Source organism: Streptomyces sp. BL1 (genome assembly GCF_057628045.1).
Genome location: NZ_JBXYWZ010000002.1, coordinates 343,497 through 359,858, shown reverse-complemented (window position 1 = coordinate 359,858; position 16,362 = coordinate 343,497). Strand labels below are relative to the sequence as shown.

Below are 16,362 nucleotides of genomic sequence, written 5' to 3'. Positions count from 1 at the left end.
GGCAATGCCAGGCGTCGCCCTTCTGTACAACATCGCCCTGTTCGGATGGCTCATGCCGCAACGGGGCAGCCCTCAAGGGGAAGGCACGCCTGCCTTGTATACAGCGTCGATCAGGGCCATCTTCCGGGGGTCATCCACGATGTGCGTGCCCATGTGGTTCATGACGTAGCCGATGCTGATGCCCGCTTCGGGGTCGGCCAGCCCGAAGGAGCCGCCGAAGCCGTCGTGGCCGACGGCCCGCGGGTTGGGACCGTACGAGCCGTTCCGGCTGCTCAGCCAGAGACCGAGACCGATCTCGGTGTCGTGCTCGAACGCGGCGCCCAGAACCAGGTCCCGGCAGCTGCCCTGGGGTTCGCGTACGCGTTCCGCGGCCTGCGCCGACAGTACTTGTCGGCCGTCCGAGCGTCCCTGGCCGGTGAAGAGCCCGTACAGCGCGGCGATTCCTCGGGCCGTCCCATGGCCACCCACGGCGGGAAGCTCGGCAGCACGCCACTCGGGAGTGTTCGCGTCGGCGGCCCCGGTGAGCGGGTTGGCCAGGGCAGCGAGAGCAACCGGCTGCAACTGGCTGAAGGCGGCCTCCTGTTCACTGCCGACCGCGGCCGGCGGGTGGACCAGCTCGGCGGCGCGCCGGGCTTCCCTCTCCGGGAGGCGGAGGGAGAAGTCGATGCCGAGCGGCCGGGTGACCTCCTGGTGCAGGAACGTGGACGGAAGCTGTCCGGTGACGCGCCGTACGACCTCGCCCACCAGGAAGCCGTAGGTCAGTGCGTGATAGCCGGAGCAGGTGCCCGGCTCCCACCAGGGTTCGGTGGCAGCGAGGCGTTCGGTGGTCAACTCCCAGTCGTACAGCTCGGCCAACGTATGCGGTTCGCGCAGGCCGGCCAGGCCCGCGCGGTGGGAGAGCAGATGATGTACGCGAATGTTCTCCTTGCCTGCTGCGGCGAATTCGGGCCAGTAGGCGGCGACCGGCGCGTCCAGGTCGAGCAGACCTCGGTCGGCCAGCAGATGCGCGCACAGCGCTGTGGCCCCCTTGGTCGTCGACCACACGTTGACGAGGGTCTCCCTCTCCCACGGGCGGCTGCGCACGGAGTCGGCCCAGCCGCCCCACAGGTCGACGACGGGCTCCCCGTCGAGCAGGACGGTTACGGCGGCTCCCAGTTCACCGCGTTCGCGGAAGTTGTCGGCAAAAGCGGCGCGGACGCCTTCGAAGCGTGCGTCGCAGTGCCCCTCTATCTGCGGTGTTGCCTGCTCAGCCATGGAACCTCCGGCTTCTCGGACCGCGTGCCCGGCGTTCGGGTACCCGGCTCTGCCTCCACATACCGACTGGTCGGAATCGTGGGGACGGAACATACCGACAGATCACGCCGGCGGGAAGAGGTGCGCTGCCGGCCGACGGCGTGTCGTGTCGTCCGGGGCCCGCCCCTCCGGGCGCGGCACGGGGCCCGCGCCCGGAGCGACCCTCAACGGACTTGCGGCGAGGCGTACTCCTCCCGGTACGGGGCGAGGAACGCGGTCAGTTCCGCGAGCATCGCCTCGGGCTGTTCCTCGGCCGGGTAGTGGCCGCACGGGGAGAGGACCACGCTGCGCACGTCGTGCGCGGCGAGCCGCATCGTGTTCTCGACGAGGTCGCCGGAGCACTCCGCGCCCGCGAACGTCAGCACAGGAAGGTCCAGTTGCCGCTTCGCACGGCGGGCGTTCTGCTCCATGGTCGTGTCGATGGCCCGGTAGAACGCGAAGCTGGACCGCAGCGCGTCGGGGTCGCTCGCCAGCGGATCGACGTACTGCTGCACGGCGTAATCGGGCAGAGCGACAGCCGCCTTCGAGGCGAACTGGTGGGAGAAGAAGAGCTGTTCCCGTCCCCGGACCAGCTGCTCGTTGAGACTGTCGAGCCGGTTGAAGCCGAAGTGCCACAGCCGTTCGTTGAGGTCCCGGCTCCCGAGCAGGGGAGGGGAGGGGGACAGACCGGGCACGGCGGCCTCGGCGACGGCCAGCCGGTCGAGCCGCTCCGGGTGGTCCGCCGCGAGGGCGTAGCCGGTCCACATGCCGATGTCGTGGCCGGCCATGGCGAACCGTTCGTGCCCGAGCGCGGACATCAGCGCCACCATGTCGGCGGCGAGCGTGCCCGAGTCGTACCCGTCGGCGGGCTTGTCCGACAGCCCGAAGCCCCGGGGGTCGACCGCGACGACCTCGAAGTCCCGCGCCAGCGACGGCATGAGCAGACGCCAGGCGTACCAGGTCTGCGGCCATCCGCACAGAAGCAGCAGCGGCGGCCCTTCCCCGCCGGTGACCGCGTGCAGACGCACCTTGCCGGTGTCGACATAGCGGCTGGTGAACACGTCGGTGAAGCCCGGCGGCAGGTGCGGGGCCTGCGCGACCGAGCCGGGGCCCTCGGGCACGGAGAGGGTGGTTTCGAGCGAACTCATGAACGTCCTTGAGGTGGAAGGTGCAGGGCGTACGAGGGGGAGATCTGCGGCACGGCATCCGAGCACCGCGCTGTGCTCCTCATGCGCCGGCCGCCGAGGGAACTCACCGTACAGCATCTTTGAACGATCGATCCAAGATAGTTTGACCAAGCGGTCCAGGAACGAGGTAGCCTGCGGAGACGCAGGCGATGGAGGAGGTACGGCATGTCGGGCCGGAAGCAGTTCGATGTCGACGCGGCGCTGGACCGCGCGATGCAGGTGTTCTGGCAGTACGGCTACGCCGACGCCTCGCTCGACCTGCTCGGCACCGCCACAGGGCTCGGCCGCGGCTCGCTCTACGGGGCCTTCGGCGGCAAGGACGAACTGTTCCGCAAGTGCCTCGACCGCTACTCCGCGAAGTACGGGGCCCTGCACGAGGAGGCGCTCGCCGCGCACCCCGACGAACCGGCCCGCGCGGTCGAGGCCTTCTTCGAGGTCGTTCTGCGGCGCATCGCCGACCCGTCGGTGCCGGACGGCTGCCTTGTCGCCCAGTCGGCGTCACAGTCGCCGGCGCTCAAGGAGGAGAGCCGGGCCCGCGTCCAGGCGCTGCTCGCCGGCCAGCGGGAACGCGTACGCGAGGCGCTCGCCGGACCCGCGGCGGACGCCGCCGGCCTGACGGCCGCAGACCTGGAAGACCTGGCCACGTACGTCGTCGCCGTCAATCAGTCGCTGGCCGTCATGAGTCGCGCCGGTACCTCCGACGCCGAGCTGCGCGCGGTCGCCCGCATCGCCGGTGCCACCGTCGAGCAGGCCCTGCCTCGTACGGGAGCGGGCACGGGGCGTCGGCCGGTCCTGGGCGGCGGACAGCCCTCGCGCCGCGACGCGGGACCGGCCGCGGCGAACTGACCGTCTGCGACGGCCTGCCACGGCGTCCAGACCGGCTCACATGACGGTGTCCTGACCGGCTCCCATGACGGCGTTCTGACCGGCTCACATGGCAGCGTCCTGACCGGCTCACATGACGCGGGGTCAGATCTTCGCGCGTGCCAGCCAGAAGTTCAGCAATGCCTCGTCCCCCAGCACTTCCACCCGGTCGCTGTCCGCCGGCAGACGCCCGAAGAGGACGCACAGCAGATCCGCCAGCGCTCCCCGTACGGCGACAGTCGCCTTGGCATGCGCGCGGCCCCACGAGAAGCCGTCCTCGCCGAGTTCGATGAGCCACTCGGCACCGGACTCCTCGTCGGTGTCGGTGGCGTGCAGATGAATGCTGCCGCCCGGGCCGCGCAGCTCGGCGAGCGCCGGCAGGAAGGCGGACAACTGAGGGCTGGAGATCAGGTCCAGGAACTCGTCCACCGCGTCGGCCGCGACCGCCGGGTCGACGGTGAACTCCCGGCCCACGGTGAACGCCGCGTCCGCCCGGTGGATCACAGTGTCGTGCAGCGGCCTGCGGGTCCAGAACATCGCGTCCTGCCGCGGCGTCCACGTCCACACCCGCGCGTCCGGCCCGGCTTCGCGCAGCGTGTCGACGAGCCGCTCGGCACCCGCCGTCAGCCACGCACCGAGCGCGGCCGGATCGTCCTCGTCGGGACCCTCCGTATCGGGCACCTGCCCCGCCGGGACCGGCTCCGCGGCACGGGTCCGTACGGTGACCTCGGACCGGCGATGCGCGTGCCCCACGTGGCGCAACAGCTCGGCCAGCGTCCACTCGGGGCATGTCGGTACGATCGCCGACAGGTCCGCACCGGCGACGGTCGCGAGCAACTGCTCGGTCTGGCCCAGCAGTTCGGCACAGGCACGGTCGTGGTCCAGAGAAGTCATGACCACAGCCTATGTCGACACAGCCCCCGGCCCGCCAGGGACCGCTGAACCGCGGGAACCGATGGTCCGCAGCGCGCGTTGCTGGAGACGTTCAAGACGGACCACGAGCGAGGGGGTGGAGCGACTCATTCCCTTATCGTCAGGTAGTTCGCGAGTGCTCTGTTGCCCTGTTGCCCTGTTAAGTTTCGGAGTTGTGATGCTTTCCCACGAAGAAGCCCAGCGCGCGGCCTCCTCGTTCCTGCAATCAACCACATATCCATCTGAATTCACCATCGTTATGCAGCCCGAGCTGGCCAAGGAACACTCGGCGGCTTGGGCCATCAGGTTCGACTCGCAGGAGCACCTCGATACCGGGGATATCGTCAAGGCTCCGTTCACGCGGGTCATCATCGTTCCGAAGGACGGATCAGCCCCACATTTCCCGCCCACGCACATGCGGGTGGAGGATCATGTGGCAGAACTGGCAGCGCAGCAGCTGCCCACTGGAGCCTGACCCGTCACGGATCTCAGTGCGGTGAATGCAGATGAGTGCCGCCCGATCCGCTACCGCTGAACCGTTCCCCTGCCGGAGCAGCGACGCTCCAGCAATGGGCTGGTGTTCACGCTGGTGCGGCTGCCTCGAGCGAGCCGGGCTTCCCTCTGGCCCCCCCTGGGCGCCATCCCCCTCGGCTGCGCCCGGACGTACCCCTCCCCGGCCCGTCAGCTGCCGGGGGCCGGGGAGGGGAGGTTCGCGCAGGTCAGTTGTTGCTGGAGGCGTTGCCCGTGGTCGGGTTCAGCGCACCGATCAAGTTCGCGGAGTTGCCGGTGGCGTTGACCGGAACGTGCACCGGAACCTGAGCCTGGTTTCCGGAGATGACGCCCGGCGAGTTGGCCGCGGTGCCCTGCGCACCGCTGTCGGCGAAGGCGCTGCCCGCGCCGCCCACGACAGCGAAGGCGGCCAGAGCGGTTGCAGCAGCGGCGGTACGAACCCGCATGATCCCTCCAAGGGGTAGGTGGCTTGCCAGGCCTACGCAAACAGCAGCCCCACAGGCACGCACGGCGACACATCCATTCGTGTGCCCCCCCTGCTCCGCGCGAGGGCGTGTCGCCGAGAGGGAGGGCCGCGCCCGTCAACTGGGCCGGACCGTAAGCGCCTTGTCGGGCATCGCGACAGCCCAGGTGCCGAACCGCCGCATAGGTCGCGTAACTGTCGTACGCCTGTGGAACGGTGTACCTCGACGTGCAGCCCGACCCGTGGCTGCGGAGTCGGATTCCCGGCGGTCGATCCGTCGTGCCGCGCGGTGCCATGAGGTCCGGCGCGTACACAGTGCAGGAGGCACAAATGAGCAACGTGGAGACCGCGCCGGGCGAAGTGACGTGCGCCAACACCCCCTCACCGAAGGCCGGTGAGATTCTCGACCCCCGCGCCGTGCCTCTCGGCGGCCCGCGCGCGATGACCGTCAACAGGACGCTGCCGCAGCGCAAACGGTCGCTCATCGGCGCCTGGTGCTTCGTCGACCACTTCGGCCCCGACGACATCGGGCAGAGCGGCGGCATGCAGGTCCCCGGGCATCCGCACACAGGTCTGCAGACTGTGTCGTGGCTGTTCACCGGGGAGATCGAGCACCGGGACACGACCGGCGCGCACGCGATGGTCCGCCCCGGCGAGCTGAACCTCATGACCGCCGGATCGGGCATCGCCCACTCGGAGTTCTCCACCCCCGCGACGAACACGCTGCACGGCGCCCAACTGTGGGTCGCCCTGCCGGAACAACACCGGTTCACCGAGCCCGGCTTCGAGCACTACGTGCCGCCGGAGACCGAGTACGAAGGCGCCGCGCTGCGTGTCTTCCTGGGCTCGCTGGCCGGCCGGACGTCCCCGGCCACCACGTACTCGCCCCTGCTGGGCGCCGAGATCGTCATCCCCGCCGGCCGGCGCCTGCGCCTGCCCGTGAACCCGGAGTTCGAGCACGGCGTCCTCATCGACACCGGCGAAGCCTCCGTCGGCGGCTCCCAAGCCACCCGCGGCCAACTCGTCCACCAGCCCACCGGCTCCGCCGAACTCCACCTGGAGACCCCCGCCACGACCCCGGCCCGCGTACTCCTCCTCGGCGGCGAACCCCTCGACGAACAGATCGTCATGTGGTGGAACTTCATCGGCCGGTCCCACGAGGACATCAAGCGGTACCGAGAGGCCTGGGTGGCCGGCCGCGGCTACGGCGACCTGACCCTCACCGACGGTGACCCGCTGCCCGCCCCAGAGCTCCCCAACGCACCCCTGAAGCCGCGCGGAAACGCCCGCTGACCTGGTTATTTCTCTTGCTCGGCAGTAATTCAAAAGGTCGGGCGAGCGCGTACTGGTTACAGCTCGCGTCGTCGTGCCGCATCGCTCCGGATGGGAGCGGCGCGGCATGTTCGGCATGTGCAAGAGTCGCCACCTGTGACCAGGCTTCGTCATCCTGATGCTGACCCAATGCTGACTTTCGTGACGGTCCGTCAGGTCTGACTCTGGGTGCTTCGACGACAAGAAGTCGGGGTGTTGGCAGAGCCGCGTCGTGGGTGGCCGACCAGAGAGAGGTCGCACGTTGCCGTCGGCGGCGTGACCTCAGCGGGCTGACTGTCGAGGCAACTCCACCCTTGTGGATTTCCCACAAAGCCGCACCGGATGCTCATCGATCTGCGTTGCCCGGAGTGCGTGGGCACGATCCTGCTGAGCGGTTTCACGGCGATCTCGGCGGCTGTGAACGCAGAGAAGCTTCCGCACGGGTTCGCGCGCCGGGTACCCAGGTTCCCCTGCTCGCTCATTGTCGCCCTCTTCGGCGGCACGGCGCCCTATATCGGCACGCTGTTCAAAGACTTGGGGTACTCCGACGCCAGGAAGCGGATGCCCAGCATCGCCTCCATGTGCGCCTCGACCAGCGACTGCAACTCCCGCTCCACCGCCACCGACGCACCCGGTATCTCCGCTGCCCGGCCGTCTCTCACCCGGAAGATCTTCAGGTCGCTCACGCCCTGCCTTGACGACATTCGGCCGGGCATGCGGGCGATCCGCGATTGGCCAACAGCCGACCCCCACCAGCACTACGCTCAGAGATGACACCCGCACGGAAAGTGGGGAATGTATGGAGTGGGGGACCTCGTGGCTGCGACCGGGACAGTTGCCGGCAGAGTTGACCAGCTTCGTTGGGCGTGTTGATGAATTGGCCGAGGTGCGCCGACTGTTGGGGCAGGCTCGGCTGCTGACGCTGGCCGGTCCGGGCGGCGTCGGCAAGAGCCGGCTCGCGCTGCGGGCTGCCGCCGAGGAAGCCACGGAGTTCCCCGACGGTGTGCGCCTTGCCGAGCTCTCCGGCCACAAGGGGCCCGAGCTGCTGCCGGACGTGATCGCCGAAGCGCTCGGCCTGCCGACCCAGGCGGGCAAGTCGCGGATCGACGAGGTCGTCGAGTACGTGGCCGATCGCAAGCTACTGCTCATCCTGGACACCTGCGAGCATCTCGTCGACGCCTGCGCCCTGCTGGCTGATCTGTTGCTCTCGCAGGCTCCGCAGCTGAAGATTCTGGCCACCAGCCGACAGGCCCTCGACATCCCCGGCGAGTACGTGCTGCCGGTAGCACCCCTGGGGCTGTCGGACGGGGACGCGGGCGGCGACGCGCTCGAACTCTTCGAGCAGCGGGCGGCAGTGGCCGTTCCCGGCCTCCGGCTCACCGACGACGAGCGCCAGATGGCCACGGCCCTGTGCCGCCGCCTGGACGGCATTCCGCTGGCCATCGAGCTGACCGCCGTGCGCCTTCGGGCACTGCCCCTGGAACACCTGGCCGCCCAGCTCTCCGACAGTTTCGCCCTGCTCGACGGCGGACGGAAGGCGGCATTGCCTCGGCACCAGACCCTGCACACGACCATCGGATGGAGTCACGAACTGTGCTCACCGGCGGAGCGGCTGCTGTGGGCTCGACTTTCGGCCTTCGCAGGCGACTTCGACATCGCCGCGGTGGAGGCGGTTTGCACGGACTCTCAGCTGCCCACCGACAGCGTGGTGAGCCTGCTGATCGGTCTGGTCGACAAGTCGGTGGTGCTCCGGCACGGCAACCGCTACCAACTCCTGGACACCATCCGCGAGTTCGGCGCCGAATGGCTCGACAAGCTCGAGGAGACCCGCGCGGTCAGGCGCCGCCTGACGGCCTACTATCAAGACCGGCTGCGCCAGTTCGCGGAACACTTCTTCAGCTCCGATCAAGCACCCCTGCACAAGGCGCTGCTGCCCGAGCACGAGAATCTGCGCACGGCCCTGGAGTACGCGCACGCCGACGGCGAACTGCTGTCGATGGCCGCCGCCATGTGGCCGTACTGGCTGTGCAGCGGACAGCCCGCCGAGGCGGGCCACTGGCTTGACCTGGCGCTGGCCGAACAGTCGGAGGCGTCCCCCGAGCATGTCGGCGCCCTGCAGTGGGCTTCCACATTCGCGGCCCTGCAGGGCGACCAGGACACGGCGAAACGGCTGGCCCTGGAGATGCGGGAAGCGGCCGAACAGCTCGGCGATCCGCGCTGGACGGCGCTCGCCCGGCTCTGCGCCGGGCAGGCGGCCGGCTTCCTCGGCGCCCGCGAGGAGGCGGTGGCCGAACTGACCGTGGCCGTGGACGAACTGCGCCGGGTCGGCACCGACTTGGACGTCGCCCTGGCGACCATGCGTCTGGGCATGGCGCACTCCCTCGGCGGCCGGCCGGAGACGGGGATCGCCGTCCTGCGCGATGTGATGCGGCTGGCGGGCGAGAACAGTCAGGAGAGCTACGTCCAGGGGTGCGCCTACGGCTACATGACCGCCGCCCACCTGGACGCGGGGGACACCGAAGCGGCCGAGCGCACCGGCCGCCGGGCGGTGGAACTGCACGACCTGCGTGACGGCGTGCTGAACCTGGGCATCACGCTGGACGCCGTTGCCTGGACAGCCGTTGCCTGGACAGCCGTTGCCCAAGGACGCCATCACCGGGCCGCCCTGATCTTCGGCGGCGTGGACGCGCCATTCGACCTGCTCGACCAGCGGCGCGCACTGGGCAATCCGCTACTGATGCGGCTGCACGCCGAGGCACTCAGGACCGCCGAGGAGGCGCTGGGCAGCGCCGAGCTTGACCGACTTCGCCGGCAGGGCGCCCGGCTGCCGCGCGAACAACTGGTGGCCTTCGCCGTATCGCCCGACGACACGCTGCCCACCCTCCCCACCGAGCCCACATCCTCCCGTACCACCGACCTCACTCAGCCCACCATCCCCGCCCAGCCCAAGTCCCCCCGTACCAGCGACCTCACGCAGCGGGAGCGTGAAGTCGCCGCCTTGGTCGCCAGAGGCATGACGAACCGGGAGATCGCCGAGCACCTGGTGATCTCCAAGCGGACGGCGGACGCACATGTGGAGCACATCCTGACGAAGCTGGGATTCTCGTCCCGCTCCCAGATCGCGGCGCTGATCTCGACGGAACCCTGTCGGGACACCAACCGAACGGGCTGAGCAAGCCCAGCCCACCATCACGGTGCTCGCCCCGCACGGAGACGGAGAACGTGCCCACCCCGGGCATACTGCAGATCACAGCCCAGCAGGCCCCGACTCCGCTGTCCTCGTACGGCGGGCCAGTACAGCGTGCGGTGCCGGAGGTCGCTCCGCTGGTGCTCGCGGAACGGTCGCGTGTCGCGGCCCGGGTGCCGCGGACCGCTGAGCAAGTCGAACCGACTGACGTACCACCGGCGTCAAGCTGCGCCCCGGCGTATGCGGCAAGCCGCCATCGAGGACCACGTGCGACACCGCGGGCTCGGCGCCCTCCTCGAATCGGCGCTCGCGGACGCAGAGTTCCGTCCCGACTCTCGCTTCTCTCGGCTGTGATGGTGGAAGCGCTGTTCGCCGTGTAGCCCCGCTGAACCTCTCCGACTCCGATACCCAGCTCATCGCTGTCGTGGTTACTATCCGGGCCGCGCGGGCCGATCTTCACACGTTCTGCCGCATCGGTGTCCCGCGGAGATCCTCACAGCGCCCATGTCTGCTGCAGGGGAGGCTGATCGCACACCGGTCACCTCGTGCGACGGGTTCCAGCTCGCCGGCCTGAGCCAAGATGTTGAGTTTCGAACAGAAGCGATACCCTGAGGCTCCAGACGAGAGGGAAGTCCATGGATGCTGCTGACACTGCGCAGGAACTGAACCGTAGGCAGGCACGACTCGTTGAGTCTGTTTTGACCGATGGGTTCAGGTCTATTACGGCTCTGGCTTCGGAGCTTGATGTATCGGATATGACGATCCGGCGCGACGTCAAGAAACTTGCTCAGGCCGGCCTGCTGCGTGTTGTGCACGGAGGGGCCAGTGCGATCCCGAAGGGTGAGCAGGGGGGATACGAGGACCGTGAGGTCTCCCATGCCGAGGCGAAGCGGTCGGTCGGTCGGGCCGCCGCCGGACTGGTTGAGGCGCACGAGACCGTTGCTGTCGACGCGGGAACGAGCGCGCATGAGGTGGCTGTTGCTCTCGTTGGACGCTTTGAAGGGAGCATCGTTACCTGCTCGGTCCCTGTGATCCAGTCACTGATGTCGAAGACGGGCATTCACGTAGTCGGCACGGGAGGCGACCTGTATCGCGACAGTAGGGCGCTTGTGGGCCCTGCCGCGGTCGAGATGATTGCTGGGCTCAGGTTCCGTACCGCTTTTATCGGCGCCGGCGCCGCAGATGTACGTGGGATGTACGTCGCCGCTGGTGTCGAACGGCCGACCAAGACTGCTCTGATGGAGGCTGCAGACCGCGTCGTCGCCGTGCTGGACTCCAGCAAGTTCGATGCGTCCGCACCGGTGCGGCTGTGCACTTGGTCCCAGATCGACGTCTTGGTGACCGAGGTCGAGCCTTCACTCGAAGTCTGCCGGGCGCTTAAAGAGGCCGGAGTCGAGCTGGTCGTCGGCACCCCCGACTGAGCTCGGCAAGGCAAAGGGCTCCTCGCTGGATGTTTGATTCCGAACACTAGGTGCTAGGATGCGAACATCCAGGTAAGGAGTAGCTATGGCCGCACCCATTGTGTTCGTCGGCGCCGCAACCTATGACGCGATCAGCCTCGTCCCTCGGTATCCCTCAGTGGACGAGAGGGTGGAAGCAGAGGGGATCGTCTTTGCCGGTGGAGGTCCTGCCGCGACGGCGGCCGTGGCGGCTCGCAGGATGGGCGCGGACGTGGCCGTAGTTGCTCCGACCGGAGACGACCGGATCGCGGACATGGTCGAGGCCGATCTGCAGCGAGAAGGCATCGACACTTCACATCTCCAGCGATCCGCGGACCGGCAGACCCAGGCGAGCGCGATCGTGTGTTCGGCAGAGCTCTCAGCCCGCGCCATCACCACCCTGGGAGTCGCGCCCTTCCACCTCAACGATGCCAACGTGCAACTCGTCCGCACTGCGGAGTGGGTCCACGTCGATCACCTGGGCTGGCCCGCGGTCGAGGCGGCACTGTCCGGCGTCGACGAAGCAGACCGCCCGAAAATCAGCGTCGATGCCGGCCATCCGCTCATCGGGGATGGGCACTTGTGCAGCTCGGCCCGCACCGCGCTCTTCGTGCCCCCGTGGGAAAAGCTCGAGGACAACGGGCTCTCAACACGTGAGGCGCTCGCACGCACCGGGGCCGTACAGGTGGTGGCGACGCGCGGTGGCGACGGTGTCATCGGCCTCGACGCCGACGGCTCCTTCTTCTCTGTCCCCGGACTCTCGGTCGAAGACTTCGGCAGCACGCTCGGCGCCGGAGACGTCTTCCACGGTGCTCTGGTGGCCGCCGTCCAGGCGGGCAGGACTCTGCGCGACGCGATGGAGCTGGCGAACGCCGTCGCCGCTCTGAGTTGCCGGGGCATCGACGGACGCAGTCGCATCCCGGGCCTGCCGGAAGCCGAGACCTTCCTTCGAACTGTTTCCGTTCAGGAAGCCTGACGCACACGCGGCTCGCCGGCGCCCGGCGCCCGGTGCCCGATCCCCGACGTACGGCAACGCGCACACCTGTGTTGAACGCGTCCTGCCAACCCCTTAGTTAAGGATTTTGATCCCATGACCTCCCTGCACAACCGTCCCAGCGTGCTCATCGATGGAACCTGGCACAGCCGGACCGATTCCCTCGACGTGCACGATCCGGCGACCGGCGAGGTCGTCGGCACGATCGCCCACCCCCGGGGCGAGGACGCGACGGCCGATGCGAACGCTGCCGCCGACGCCGCGGCCAATGCGTTCCCCGCCTGGTCCGCGACACCGCCCAAGGCGCGCGCTGACATCCTGCTTGCCGGGGCCCAGGCTCTGCGCGAGCACACCGAAGACCTCGCGCTTCTGCTGGCCCGCGAGGCCGGCAAGCCGCTCCCGGAGGCTCGGGGCGAGATCAATTTTTCCGTGGAGTACTTCCGCTGGTTCGCCGAGGAGGCGCGCCGCCTCGAGGGCAGCTTCGTCTCCGGTGACGCACCGAATCGCCGCCACCTCGTCATGCGCCGTCCCGCCGGTGTGGTGGCGAGCCTGACACCGTGGAACTTCCCCTGCTCGATCCAGGCGCGGAAGCTCGCCCCGGCTCTCGCAGCGGGATGCACCGTGGTCGCGCGCGTCGCAAGTGAGGCACCGCTGGCTGTCACCGAGATGATCCGGCTTCTGCAGGAAGCGGGTCTGCCGAATGGCGTCCTGAACCTCATCCACGGCCCCGGCGCCGCCGTAACCGATGCGCTCCTCGCGCACGACGCGGTCCGCATCGTCTCCTTCACCGGCTCGACCCAAGTGGGGCGCTCGGTCTTCGAGAAGGCCTCGCGCAACATCGTGCGGCCGCTGCTCGAGCTTGGCGGGGACGCGCCGTTCATCGTCTTCGAGGATGCCGACGTCGACGCCGCCGTCGCCGGCGCCATGCTCGGGCGGTTCCGCAACACCGGCCAGTCGTGCGTCGGCGCCAACCGGTTCTTCGTACACGACAACGTCTACGACGAGTTCGTGAGCAAGGTCGTCGCCGCGACGGACGCGATGTCCCTCGGCGCGACCACGGGCGACCAGATCGCCGATCTCGGCCCGGTCATCAACGAGAAGCGGAAGACCGAAGTCGAAGCCCTGGTCGAGGACGCTGTGCAGCGCGGCGGCAAGGTGCTCACCGCGCAGCGCGCCCTCCCCGAGACAGGGACCTGGGTTGCGCCGACGCTCATCGCCGACGTCCCCGACGACGCACTCATCGCCACCACCGAGGTCTTCGGTCCCGCCGCCGGAATTTTCCGCTTCGACGACGAGGATGACGTCATCCGCCGGGCCAACTCCACGCAGATGGGCCTTGCCGGATACGTCTGGTCGCGCGACATCTCACGCTGCCTCGCTGTCACCGAGAAGCTCGAAGTCGGCATCGTGGGCATCAACGATGCCCTGCCCAGCGTTGCCTACTCGCCCATGGGCGGAGTGAAGCAGTCCGGGCTCGGCCGTGAGGGCAGTCACGTGGGGATCGAGGAGTTCACCGATCTGCGGTACGCCGCGATCACCCTCTGATGGAAGCCATAGCCGTCACGCTCACCTTCGGGGCTGTGTTCCTGGGCGCGTTCACCCAGAGGATGACGGGCCTGGGATTCGCGCTCGTGGCCGCTCCGCTGCTGGTCGCGACGGCAGGCCCGACAGATGGCGTGATCCTGGGCAACGTGCTCTCGGCCATTCTGTGCCTCGCGGTGCTCGCTTCCGCCTGGAAGCACGTTCAGTGGAGATGGGCCGCGCTCATGATCGCACCGGCCCTCGTGACAGTGCCTCTCGGCGCGCTCGTCGTGCGCCACACACCGAGTGCCCCGATGACAGTCGTCGTCGGGGCACTCGCCCTCGTCGCCGTGCTGATCGCCATGTTCGCCCGGAAACTCCACCTGCTGCCCGGCCGCCGAGGCGCGGTCGCCGCGGGAGCTCTCTCCGGGTTCATGAACTCCACCGCGGGAGTGGGAGGGCCACCCCTGGCGATCCACTCGGCGAGCCAGCCATGGGAACGCGAGGCCTTCATCGGCACCAGTCAGCTGTTCCTATTCGTCATCAACGTCCTGTCGGCCGCGACAAAGAGGCTACCGAGCGTTGGCGTCACCACGTGGGTGAGCTGCGGCATCGCACTGCTGCTCGGTGTGGTGGTCGGCCACCGCGTGGCACCCGTCATCCCGGACCGGGTCTCACGCCCGCTCGTGCTTGGCCTCGCTGCCGTCGGAAGCGTGACCGCACTGGTCCGGGGGCTTCTGTCGCTCTGACAGCAGGGCGTCAGGCTGGGGATTGCTGCGCCCGTTGAGGGAGAGCATGTTCAGCCCTACGACGGCCCCGCACGGTCGTGACGTACTCGGCGCACTTCCAGCGGCACGGAGCCGTATAGACGACTCTGAAAGGGCCCTTCGACGCTTACCGCGACGTTCAAGAGCCCGGAGAGCCACCGCCAGGCCCGGTGCCGTCATCCCCTCAACGGCGTTGTTGCCAGGACGAGTAGCGGGCCGGCGACCAGCGCAGGACCCGTCTCGGTGACACGTTGGAGGAGTGAGCCGGGGAAGTGCACAGCGCCTGCGCACCGTTGGGGCCCGGCTCCGCATCGACAACAACCTCTCACATCAATGCCCGGGGCGCGGTACTCCGCGCCCCGGGCAACCGCACGTCGCGTGCGAGGGTGGGTGGATCAGGCGACGCTGAACAGGGGCATGTCAGGAGCCGCCGTCCGTGCGGGAATCCGAGCCAGTCGTGGGAGCGAGTCCGGACTCGAGGCGTCGCTGGGCGATCTCCTCGGAGATCGCGGCGTATCGCTTCTCGGTGAGGTTGTAGATGAGGATCACGGAGAGGACCGACAGCAGGCTCGTGATGAGCGGGTATCCGAACATGAGGCCACGAATTCCGAGAACGGTGTCGGGGGACTGGTTCTCCGCGTTGGCGACGTAGCCGACCATGCCGAGGACGACCCCGGGGATGAAGCCCGCTGCTGCTTGCGACACCTTGCGGAACCAGATGAATGCCGAGTAGGTGATGCCTTCATTCCTCGAGCCGGACTTCCACTCTCCGTACTCGACGCAGTCGGAGACCATCGCCCAGGCAAGGGCGTTGGGCAGCGCCGAGCCGAAGTAGGCGAAGCAGGAGAGGACGACGAAGGAGACGGTGTCGTTGACGACGAAGAACGCGACCGCGTCGGCAACGAACCAGATGGCGCAGCCGAGGACATAGGTGTATCGCTTGCCGATCCTGGCGGTGAGCCAGGGCACGATCGCGACGCCGGGGAAGACGCAGGCGATGGAGAAGATTCCGATGAAGGACAGGGCCCAGGTGTCGTGGAGGATGTACCGGGCGAAGTACACCTGAACTGCCAGGCGGACGTTGAATGCGGAGAACACGAAGAGGTTCGCGAGGCAGAGGGCGATGAGAGGCCGGTTGCGCAGCAGCCCCGAGAACTGTGTGCGCAGCGGGAGCCGTTCGGCTGTGGGGGAGATGGGTTCGTCTGACCCGCGTGCGTAATGCTCACGGACGCTGCTGTAGCAGAAGAAGATCAGCGCCGCGCCGGCGACGGCGAAGATGGTGACCGCGACCATGTAGCCGGTCTGCTTCGTGTCGAAGAGGTTGACGATGGGCCAGAACGCCACGGTGGCGATGAGGAGGCCGAGGTTGCTGCCGGCCTGGCGGAGCGAAGCGAGGATCGAGCGCTCCTGCGGATTCCGCGTCATGGCGGCCTGCAGTGAGCCGTAGGGAATGTTGGCGATCGAGTACGCCGTTCCGAACAGCATGTATATGGCGTATGCCCAGATCGTGCGCCCCGTGATGCCGAAGTCCGGCACGTAGAAGCTGGCAATGAGCATGATGGCCAGAGGGACCGTCCCCCAGAAGAGGAAGGCGCGGAAGCGCCCGCGCTTGCCGATCTTCCGGCGGTTGTCGACCCAGCCGCCGACGGTGATGTCGCTGAAGGCGTCCCACAGCTTCGCCACCAGGAAGACTGAGCCGCCGACCGCGGGGGAGAGCCCCAGCTCGTCGGTGAAGAACATGAGCAGGTAGAGCTGGCCCATGTCGAACAGGAAATTGAAGCCGACGTCACCGGTGGCGTAGCCGATCCTCTCGCGCCAGGTGAGGCTCGAAGGACCGGGCTGATCGAGCGTCTCCTCCGCCGGCTTGGAGGACGTGTGTGCGGGTTGCTGTGTCATGGTCACACTTCTTTGTGTCGTTGAGATGCAGCGTGAACC

General features: G+C 68.3%; 13 protein-coding genes and 1 pseudogene. 8 read left to right on the top strand and 6 right to left on the bottom strand.

Annotation, left to right across the window (positions count from 1 at the left end; all coding sequences use genetic code 11):
• Positions 1-72: 72 nt before the first annotated feature.
• Positions 73-1,254, bottom strand: a complete 1,182-nt coding sequence (locus AC3AGO_RS01740; RefSeq protein WP_487818282.1) for a serine hydrolase domain-containing protein — start codon at positions 1,252-1,254, stop codon at positions 73-75.
• Positions 1,255-1,457: 203 nt separating this feature from the next.
• A complete protein-coding gene (locus AC3AGO_RS01735) occupies positions 1,458-2,420 on the bottom strand; it encodes an alpha/beta fold hydrolase (RefSeq protein WP_487818281.1) in 963 nt (320 codons plus the stop codon).
• A 204-nt stretch (positions 2,421-2,624) separates the two neighbouring features.
• Here AC3AGO_RS01735 and AC3AGO_RS01730 point away from each other — a divergent pair, with 204 nt between their 5' ends.
• On the top strand, positions 2,625-3,305 hold the full coding sequence (locus AC3AGO_RS01730; RefSeq protein WP_487818280.1) for a TetR/AcrR family transcriptional regulator: 681 nt from the start codon (positions 2,625-2,627) through the stop codon (positions 3,303-3,305).
• Between the two features lie 123 nt (positions 3,306-3,428).
• Here AC3AGO_RS01730 and AC3AGO_RS01725 read toward each other — a convergent pair whose 3' ends face one another.
• On the bottom strand, positions 3,429-4,217 hold the full coding sequence (locus AC3AGO_RS01725) for a maleylpyruvate isomerase family mycothiol-dependent enzyme (protein WP_487818279.1): 789 nt from the start codon (positions 4,215-4,217) through the stop codon (positions 3,429-3,431).
• A gap of 196 nt (positions 4,218-4,413) precedes the next feature.
• On the opposite strand from AC3AGO_RS01725, the gene AC3AGO_RS01720 reads away from it, so the two are divergent.
• Positions 4,414-4,710: a YrhB domain-containing protein gene (locus AC3AGO_RS01720; RefSeq protein ID WP_487818278.1), complete on the top strand. Its 297-nt coding sequence runs from the start codon at positions 4,414-4,416 to the stop codon at positions 4,708-4,710.
• A 244-nt stretch (positions 4,711-4,954) separates the two neighbouring features.
• Here AC3AGO_RS01720 and AC3AGO_RS01715 read toward each other — a convergent pair whose 3' ends face one another.
• Entirely contained in the window at positions 4,955-5,191 is a 237-nt protein-coding gene (locus tag AC3AGO_RS01715; RefSeq protein WP_487818277.1) for a chaplin, read from the bottom strand.
• 347 nt (positions 5,192-5,538) lie between these two features.
• Here AC3AGO_RS01715 and AC3AGO_RS01710 point away from each other — a divergent pair, with 347 nt between their 5' ends.
• Complete coding sequence (locus tag AC3AGO_RS01710; protein ID WP_487818276.1) at positions 5,539-6,501, top strand: pirin family protein; 963 nt, start codon at positions 5,539-5,541, stop codon at positions 6,499-6,501.
• A 557-nt stretch (positions 6,502-7,058) separates the two neighbouring features.
• On the opposite strand, the pseudogene AC3AGO_RS01705 reads toward AC3AGO_RS01710, so the two are convergent.
• Positions 7,059-7,205: pseudogene (locus AC3AGO_RS01705) on the bottom strand (DUF5655 domain-containing protein); the annotation flags it as partial.
• A 212-nt stretch (positions 7,206-7,417) separates the two neighbouring features.
• On the opposite strand from AC3AGO_RS01705, the gene AC3AGO_RS01700 reads away from it, so the two are divergent.
• The 5 genes from AC3AGO_RS01700 (at position 7,418) to AC3AGO_RS01680 (ending at position 14,409) form a co-directional block, all read left to right on the top strand.
• Positions 7,418-9,691, top strand: coding sequence for a LuxR C-terminal-related transcriptional regulator (locus AC3AGO_RS01700; protein WP_487818275.1), 2,274 nt, complete (start codon positions 7,418-7,420; stop codon positions 9,689-9,691).
• 650 nt (positions 9,692-10,341) lie between these two features.
• Entirely contained in the window at positions 10,342-11,127 is a 786-nt protein-coding gene (locus AC3AGO_RS01695) for a DeoR/GlpR family DNA-binding transcription regulator (protein ID WP_487818274.1), read from the top strand.
• Positions 11,128-11,212: 85 nt separating this feature from the next.
• Positions 11,213-12,121, top strand: a complete 909-nt coding sequence (locus AC3AGO_RS01690; protein ID WP_487818273.1) for a PfkB family carbohydrate kinase — start codon at positions 11,213-11,215, stop codon at positions 12,119-12,121.
• A 114-nt stretch (positions 12,122-12,235) separates the two neighbouring features.
• Positions 12,236-13,684, top strand: coding sequence for an NAD-dependent succinate-semialdehyde dehydrogenase (locus AC3AGO_RS01685; RefSeq protein WP_487818272.1), 1,449 nt, complete (start codon positions 12,236-12,238; stop codon positions 13,682-13,684).
• Positions 13,684-14,409: a sulfite exporter TauE/SafE family protein gene (locus AC3AGO_RS01680; protein WP_487818271.1), complete on the top strand. Its 726-nt coding sequence runs from the start codon at positions 13,684-13,686 to the stop codon at positions 14,407-14,409. The genes AC3AGO_RS01685 and AC3AGO_RS01680 overlap by 1 nt, the downstream gene beginning before the upstream one ends.
• A 438-nt stretch (positions 14,410-14,847) precedes the next feature.
• On the opposite strand, the gene AC3AGO_RS01675 is transcribed toward AC3AGO_RS01680, so the two are convergent.
• The gene (locus AC3AGO_RS01675) at positions 14,848-16,323 is read right to left on the bottom strand and encodes a glycoside-pentoside-hexuronide (GPH):cation symporter (protein WP_487818270.1); all 1,476 of its coding nucleotides are present in this window, start codon (positions 16,321-16,323) and stop codon (positions 14,848-14,850) included.
• Positions 16,324-16,362: the final 39 nt, after the last annotated feature.

Coding starts and splice junctions, on each gene's coding strand:
- AC3AGO_RS01740 (WP_487818282.1), bottom strand. CDS start 1,254: ATGGCTGAGCAGGCAACACCGCAGATAGAGGGGCACTGCGACGCACGC.
- AC3AGO_RS01735 (WP_487818281.1), bottom strand. CDS start 2,420: ATGAGTTCGCTCGAAACCACCCTCTCCGTGCCCGAGGGCCCCGGCTCG.
- AC3AGO_RS01730 (WP_487818280.1), top strand. CDS start 2,625: ATGTCGGGCCGGAAGCAGTTCGATGTCGACGCGGCGCTGGACCGCGCG.
- AC3AGO_RS01725 (WP_487818279.1), bottom strand. CDS start 4,217: ATGACTTCTCTGGACCACGACCGTGCCTGTGCCGAACTGCTGGGCCAG.
- AC3AGO_RS01720 (WP_487818278.1), top strand. CDS start 4,414: ATGCTTTCCCACGAAGAAGCCCAGCGCGCGGCCTCCTCGTTCCTGCAA.
- AC3AGO_RS01715 (WP_487818277.1), bottom strand. CDS start 5,191: ATGCGGGTTCGTACCGCCGCTGCTGCAACCGCTCTGGCCGCCTTCGCT.
- AC3AGO_RS01710 (WP_487818276.1), top strand. CDS start 5,539: ATGAGCAACGTGGAGACCGCGCCGGGCGAAGTGACGTGCGCCAACACC.
- AC3AGO_RS01695 (WP_487818274.1), top strand. CDS start 10,342: ATGGATGCTGCTGACACTGCGCAGGAACTGAACCGTAGGCAGGCACGA.
- AC3AGO_RS01690 (WP_487818273.1), top strand. CDS start 11,213: ATGGCCGCACCCATTGTGTTCGTCGGCGCCGCAACCTATGACGCGATC.
- AC3AGO_RS01685 (WP_487818272.1), top strand. CDS start 12,236: ATGACCTCCCTGCACAACCGTCCCAGCGTGCTCATCGATGGAACCTGG.
- AC3AGO_RS01680 (WP_487818271.1), top strand. CDS start 13,684: ATGGAAGCCATAGCCGTCACGCTCACCTTCGGGGCTGTGTTCCTGGGC.
- AC3AGO_RS01675 (WP_487818270.1), bottom strand. CDS start 16,323: ATGACACAGCAACCCGCACACACGTCCTCCAAGCCGGCGGAGGAGACG.